We start from the raw sequence: 6432 nt of genomic DNA on the forward strand, positions 1-6432 counted from the left end.
GGTGGTGCCCCAGCCGGTGATGGATGCGCTCACCAATCGCGGATTGAGTTCGGCGAGTTGGCCGGGTGTCAGGCCCATGCGCTCGAGTACGGCCGGGCGCGACGTGGTGATGAGGACGTCGGCGTCACGGAGCAGGTCGTGGAGCCGGGCGAGCCCGGTATCCCTGCGCAGATCGAGGGTGACGCTCTTCTTGCCACGGGCGAGGGCCGGCCAGCCGGTGACCTTCCGCATCGGATTGCCGGTCGGTGGCTCGATCATGATCACGTCCGCACCGGCATCGGCAAGGAAGACGCTTGCGTACGCACCGGGAGTGGTGAGGGACAAGTCGATCACGGTCAGGCCGTGCAGAGGGGCGGTCGACTGGGGAGAAACGGCGTTCACGTCAGACCTTTCGAAGGGTTGGCGAACGGGATGATGTGATCTTTATAACTAACGAAGTTCACTACGTCTACAAGTTGCTCGAGGTTTGTTTCAATCAGGTTCCGTCTGCCCTTGTGAAAAATGTCGGCACAAACAGCAGGAAGAGCGCGCCTACCAGCGTCGACGTGCGTTCGAGTGCGGTCGGGGTCAGTCCCGGAAGCGCAAAAGACCCTCCTGTGCCGTGCTCGCCAGGAGCTTGCCCTCGCGATCGAACAGGTAACCGCGCGAGAGTGCGCGACCGCCACCCATCCGAGACCCGTGCTGCTCGTACAGGTGCCATTCGTCGGCGCGGAACGGCGCGTGTAGCCAGACCGTGTGGTCCAGGCTCGCGAGTTGCAGGCCTGGGGTGTCGATGTGCCGGGCGTGTGGTGGCAGCCCGGCCGAGAGCAGGAAAAGGTCGGAACAGTACGCGAAACCCGCGGCGTGGACGAGGTCGTCGTCGCCAAGCCGTTCCGGCGTGCGGATCCAGGCGCGCTGGCGCGGCGGCCGGGCCTCGCCGCGGCGGTTCGCGAGCCGCGGATATTCCTCCGGGAAGCGGAAATCCACACCGATACTGTTGAAAAGAGGTAGAAGCCATGTGGCTTCGCCCTGTTCCTCCGGGTTCAGGCTGTCCTCGAATCGAGGGAGTTCCTCCGGAGGTGTGGCCGGAGCGCTCACAGGGTACTGGTGTTCGAGACCCTTCTCGGGGCGCTGGAACGACGCGGTCGCGGGAAAGATCGTGCGGCCGCCCTGTACGGCCCGAACCTGGCGCGTGGTGAAGCTGCCGCCGTCACGCAGGCGTTCGACGTGGTAGTCGACGGGGGCGTCCGAGCGGCCGGGGTGGACGAAGTGTCCGTGCAGCGAGTGCAGGGGCCTGTCGCGATCGACGGTGAGGCCCGCCGCCACCAGCGACTGTCCGAGAGCTTGCCCGCCGTATATCCGTGGAGCCCGGATATGGGAGGCACCCCGGAACACGTCGTCGCCCACGTCTTCGAGTGAGAGGATGCGCCCGACGGGCGGGCGGGGGATGCTCGCGCGGTTTTCGGCGGTTACGGCGATAGACACGGTTCAATTGTATAACTAGGTTTCACTTCATCATAGGCCGTTTTGCTCGCGAGGAGGACCGATGGAATACCGTTATCTGGGGCGTAGTGGAGTGCAGGTGTCAGCACTGTGCCTGGGCGCGATGTCGCTGGGGTCGATGGGCAACACCGACGTGGAAGAGTGCACCGCCATCGTGCACCGAGCGCTCGACGCCGGCATCAACATGATCGACACCGCCGATGTCTACTCCCGGGGGCAATCCGAGGAAATCGTCGGTGCGGCGATCGCCGGCCGCCGCGACGAGGTCGTGCTGGCCACGAAGTTCTACAACCCGATGGGCCGCGATCGCAATCGCCGTGGGGCTTCGCGCCGCTGGATCGTGCAGGCGTGTGAGGACAGCCTGCGGCGGTTGAACGTCGACCACATCGACCTCTACCAGATCCATCGGCTCGACGAGAACACCGACCTCGACGAAACCTTGTCCGCTCTGTCGGATCTCGTGCGGTCCGGGAAGGTGCGGATGATCGGCTCCTCGACCTTCCCGGCCGAAGCCGTCGTCGAGGCGCAATGGGTGGCGGAGCGCCGCGGGCACATCCCGCTGCACACGGAACAACCCCCTTACTCGATCTTCGTGCGCGGTGCCGAACGTGACGTCTTTCCGACGGCTCAGCGCCACGGCATGGGCACGCTCGTCTGGAGTCCACTCAACGGCGGCTGGCTCACCGGCAAATACCGTGCCGGTGCGGATCCGGAGGCGGATTCGCGGTTCGCGCGTGTGCCGCAGGGCTCCTGGCGAACCGACTCGCCGGGTGCGCAACACAAGCTCGACGCCCTCGACAAGCTCGAGAAGGTCGCGGTCGATGCCGGCACGGACCTCATCGGGCTGTCCATCGCCTTCGCGATGGCACACCCCGCCGTGAGTTCGGTGATCATCGGCCCACGGACTTTGGCGCAGCTCGAAAGTCAGCTTCCCGCATCTGAACTCGCACTTACCGACGACATCCTCGATCGCATCGACGACATCGTGCCGCCCGGCACCACCATTGCGCGCGGCGACCTCGCGTTCGAGCCGCGGGCGGTTCGCCACAAGCAACGGCGGCGCCGCTGAAGGTGTCATCGCGGCTCGGGCGTTGACAACCGTCATTACAGTCAGAATACTATTCTCAGAATTATAATCTGACTATTGGGCTTTCTGTGGTGCTTACCCAGGGAGGCCTTCGGCGGAAAGGCATCGCATGTCGCCCATCGACGACAAACAACTCCACGCAGACCTGGCCGCCCGTGCCACGCGCGCCGGGCAGGTGTGGCGCGAAAGCCTCACCGTCTCGGACGTGCGCCCGCTTTCGGGAGGTTCGTCGAGCCTCACCTTCATCGCAGATGCCTCGTCGGCCACGGGTGAGCAGCAGGTGGTCCTCAAGGTCGCACCTCCCGGGCTCGACCCCGTCCGCAACCGCGACGTGTTGCGGCAGGGGCGCCTGATGAATGCGCTGCACGGGGCGTCCGGCGTCAAGGTGCCGGAGGTCTACTTTTCCGCGCCGGGGCAGTCGAAAGATGTGCCACCGTTCGTGGCCATGAAGTTCGTGGCGGGCGAATGTGTCGAGCCGCTGCTCGAGGACGACCGCAGCGACGCTCTCCGGGATCAGACACGCACGCGGTTCCTCGATGCCGCCCGCATGCTCGGTAATCTGCACCGTGTCGTCCCCGCCGAGGTGGGCCTCGGTGCCGAACCGGTAGTCACCATCGAGGACGAGATCGACCGGTGGACAAAGGCATTCACCACCGCTCCCGAGGATCTGCGCGGCGACTACGAGACGTGCGCGAAAGCACTGCACGCGACGATCCCGCAGCCGATGGCCCCCGTGGTGAATCACGGAGACTTCCGTCTCGGCAACACCCTGTGTGACGGTGCGAGGGTCACCTCGATCATCGACTGGGAAATCTGGTCGGTCGGCGATCCCCGCATCGACCTGACCTGGCTGACGTACTTCACCGACGAAGCCCGACACCCCGCACGCCCCAACGACGAGCCCTGTGGCGCGCCGACGATAGCCGAGGTCGTCCGGGAGTACGAGGAGTCGTTCGGTGCGAAGATTCCCGATCTCGAATGGTTCGACGCTCTCACCCGCTACAAGGAAGCCGCTGCGACCGCGCTGCTGATCAAGCGTGCGCGCAAACACAACACGATGAACCCCTCCTTCGCGCGGATGGAGCCGGCTCTGCCGGGCCTCATTCGTCAGGCGCTCACCCTCATCGGAGCCTGACACGCCGCGACTTGCACGGCACACCACGAACTACTAGTAAAGGGACGACTATGTGGGATTTCCAGACCGACCCGGAATTTCAAGAGAAACTCGACTGGGTCGAGAAGTTCGTTCGCGAGGAGTGCGAACCGCTCGACCTGCTCTTTCCGCACCTCGGCCAGCCGTACAACACGGAGAATAAGGCGGCACGCGCGATCCTGAAGCCGTTGCAGGAACGGGTCAAGGAACAGGGCCTGTGGGCATGCCACCTCGGCCCGGAGCTCGGCGGTCAGGGGTACGGCCAGCTGAAGCTCGGTCTGCTCAACGAGATCCTCGGTCGCTCCATGTGGGCGCCGACGGTCTTCGGAACTGCCGCACCGGACACCGGAAACGCCGAGATCCTTGCGATGTTCGGCACCGAGGAGCAGAAGGCCCGCTATCTGCAGCCGTTGTTGGACGGGGACATCGTCTCGTGTTTCTCGATGACCGAACCGCAGGCGGGCGCAGACCCCAAGGAGTTCGTCTGCGCGGCCCGTAAGGACGGCGACGAATGGGTGATCAGCGGTGAGAAGTGGTTCTCGTCGAACGCGCGGTACGCGTCGTTCCTCATTGTCATGGCAGTCACCGACCCCGACGCCTCGCCGTACCGCCGGATGTCGATGTTCGTCGTGCCCGCCGAGACGCCCGGTATCGAGATCATCCGCAACGTCAGTGTGATGGGCGATCGCGAGGAGCTCGACGAGGGCACCCACGCGTACATCCGGTACAACGACGTGCGTGTGCCGGCGGACGCCATCCTCGGCGGCCCGGGACAGGGATTCGAGGTTGCGCAGGCCCGCCTCGGCGGTGGACGAGTGCACCATGCGATGCGCACCGTCGGCAAATGCCAGCGCGCCTTCGACATGATGGCCGAGCGAGCTCTGTCGCGAACCACGCAGGGTGAGACGCTTGCGCGCAAGCAACTCGTTCAGCAGTTCATCGCCGATTCGGCAATCGAACTCGAACAGTTCCGGCTGCTGGTTCTGAAGACGGCGTGGATCATCGATACCCAGCCGCACGGCGCCGCTCGCACGCATATCGCGATGTGCAAGGTGGCGATGGCGAAGGTCTATCACGACATCGTCCAGCGGGCCATTCAGGTGCACGGCTCCCTCGGTGTCACCATCGAACTGCCTCTGCACGACATGTGGGCGAACACGTTGTCGCTCGGCCTCGCCGACGGCCCGACCGAGGTGCACAAGGTCGCCGTTGCCCGCGGTGTGCTGAAGAACTACGCGCCCGTCGACACCCTGTTCCCGTCCGAGCACATCCCCACCCGGCTCGTGGCCGCCAAGGCCAAGCACGCCGCTGTCCTGGAGGAGTACGGAATCGCATGAACGACAACATGTTCAACCTCGAAGGCAAGGTCGCCCTGGTGACCGGAGGCAGTCGCGGACTCGGCCGTGAAATGGTCCTGGCCTTCGCACGGGCCGGCGCGGACGTGGTGATCACGAGCCGCAAGATCGACGCATGCGAAGCGGTGGCCCGGGAGGTCGAGGCGCTCGGACGCAAGGCGCTACCGGTCGCGTGCCACGTCGGCAAGTGGAGCGACCTCGACGCGTTGGTCGACGCCGCCTACGAGACTTTCGGCAAGGTCGACATTCTCGTCAACAATGCGGGCATGTCGCCGGTGGCACCGTCATCGGCCGAGACGACCGAGGAACTGTTCGACAAGGTCATCGGCGTGAACTTCAAGGGCCCGTTCCGGCTCAGCGCCCGGATCGGTGAGCGGATGGCCGCGGGTGACGGCGGATCGATCATCAACGTGTCCTCGTCCGGTGCGATCTTCCCGGCTCCGAAGTTCGGGCCCTATGCCGGGGCAAAGGCCGCCCTGAATGCGCTGACCGGGGTGTTCGCACGCGAGTTCGGTCCCACGGTCAGGGTCAACACGATCTCTGCGGGTCCGTTCCTCACCGACATTTCCGAGGCATGGCCCGAGGAATCGCGCCAGTCGACCCGCAGTGCAGTCGGGCGGCCGGGGCGGCCGGAGGAGATCGTCACCACCGCTCTGTACCTTGCCAGTCCCGCATCGAGTTACACGACATCGTCGCTGGTGCGCGTGGACGGTGGATTGTACTGATGCACAACCGGACCCGGGTTCGAGGAGACGTATAGCCGATGCGAGCAGCACGTTGCGACAGGTACGGCCCACCGGATGTAGTGACGGTGTGCGACGTAGCGGATCCGCTCCATGCCCGGGACGAGGCGCTGGTCGAGATTCGCGCGGCGGCCGTCAACTTCCCCGATGTCCTGACTGTTGCGGACAAGTACCAGGTGTCCGTTCCCACCCCGTTCACTCCGGGTAGCGAGTTCGCCGGAGTCGTACGGTCGGTGGGAGCGGACGTCCGGTCGGTCGAGCCGGGCGACGCGGTCATGGGTTCGGCGATGACCGGAGCGTTCGCGGAACTGATCTGTGTTCCCGCAAGTGTGCTCACTCCCAAACCCGACGGCCTCGACTGGGTTTCTGCGGCGGCGTTCCGCGTTACGTACACCACCGCCTATCACGCCTTGGTCACCTTCGGTGCGATGCGTGCCGGCGACTGGGTAGTGGTGTTGGGTGCCGCCGGGGGAGTGGGCACCGCAGCGGTCGACGTCGCGAGCCGACTCGGTGCCAGGGTGATCGCCTGCGCGTCATCGGAGGAGCGACTGGCGGCCGCGTCGACACTGGGCGCGGAGGCGGCTGTTTCCTATGACTCGGAAGACCTCAAAG

General features: G+C 65.3%; 7 protein-coding genes. 5 read left to right on the forward strand and 2 right to left on the reverse strand.

What is annotated here, in order from left to right; genetic code table 11:
* Positions 1-381 (reverse strand): CoA transferase (locus WAW17_RS01420; protein ID WP_422331247.1); only part of this gene is annotated, 381 nt, incomplete at its 3' end.
* Positions 382-567: 186 nt separating this feature from the next.
* A complete protein-coding gene (locus tag WAW17_RS01425; RefSeq protein WP_422331248.1) occupies positions 568-1464 on the reverse strand; it encodes an acyl-CoA thioesterase in 897 nt (298 codons plus the stop codon).
* A 61-nt stretch (positions 1465-1525) separates the two neighbouring features.
* On the opposite strand from WAW17_RS01425, the gene WAW17_RS01430 reads away from it, so the two are divergent.
* The 5 genes from WAW17_RS01430 to WAW17_RS01450 form a co-directional block, all read left to right on the forward strand.
* Positions 1526-2551: an aldo/keto reductase gene (locus tag WAW17_RS01430; protein ID WP_422331249.1), complete on the forward strand. Its 1026-nt coding sequence runs from the start codon at positions 1526-1528 to the stop codon at positions 2549-2551.
* A gap of 127 nt (positions 2552-2678) precedes the next feature.
* Entirely contained in the window at positions 2679-3704 is a 1026-nt protein-coding gene (locus WAW17_RS01435; RefSeq protein ID WP_422331250.1) for a phosphotransferase family protein, read from the forward strand.
* 50 nt (positions 3705-3754) lie between these two features.
* Complete coding sequence (locus WAW17_RS01440; RefSeq protein ID WP_422331251.1) at positions 3755-5059, forward strand: acyl-CoA dehydrogenase family protein; 1305 nt, start codon at positions 3755-3757, stop codon at positions 5057-5059.
* Positions 5056-5802 (forward strand): SDR family NAD(P)-dependent oxidoreductase, encoded by a 747-nt coding sequence (locus WAW17_RS01445; RefSeq protein ID WP_422331252.1) that lies wholly within the window; start codon positions 5056-5058, stop codon positions 5800-5802. The genes WAW17_RS01440 and WAW17_RS01445 overlap by 4 nt, the downstream gene beginning before the upstream one ends.
* A 38-nt stretch (positions 5803-5840) precedes the next feature.
* Positions 5841-6432: alcohol dehydrogenase catalytic domain-containing protein (locus WAW17_RS01450; protein WP_422331253.1), on the forward strand; the 592-nt coding region annotated here is incomplete at its 3' end.

Origin of the sequence: Rhodococcus sp. (in: high G+C Gram-positive bacteria) (assembly GCF_049286785.1) — a bacterium.
Classification (GTDB): domain Bacteria; phylum Actinomycetota; class Actinomycetes; order Mycobacteriales; family Mycobacteriaceae; genus Rhodococcus_F.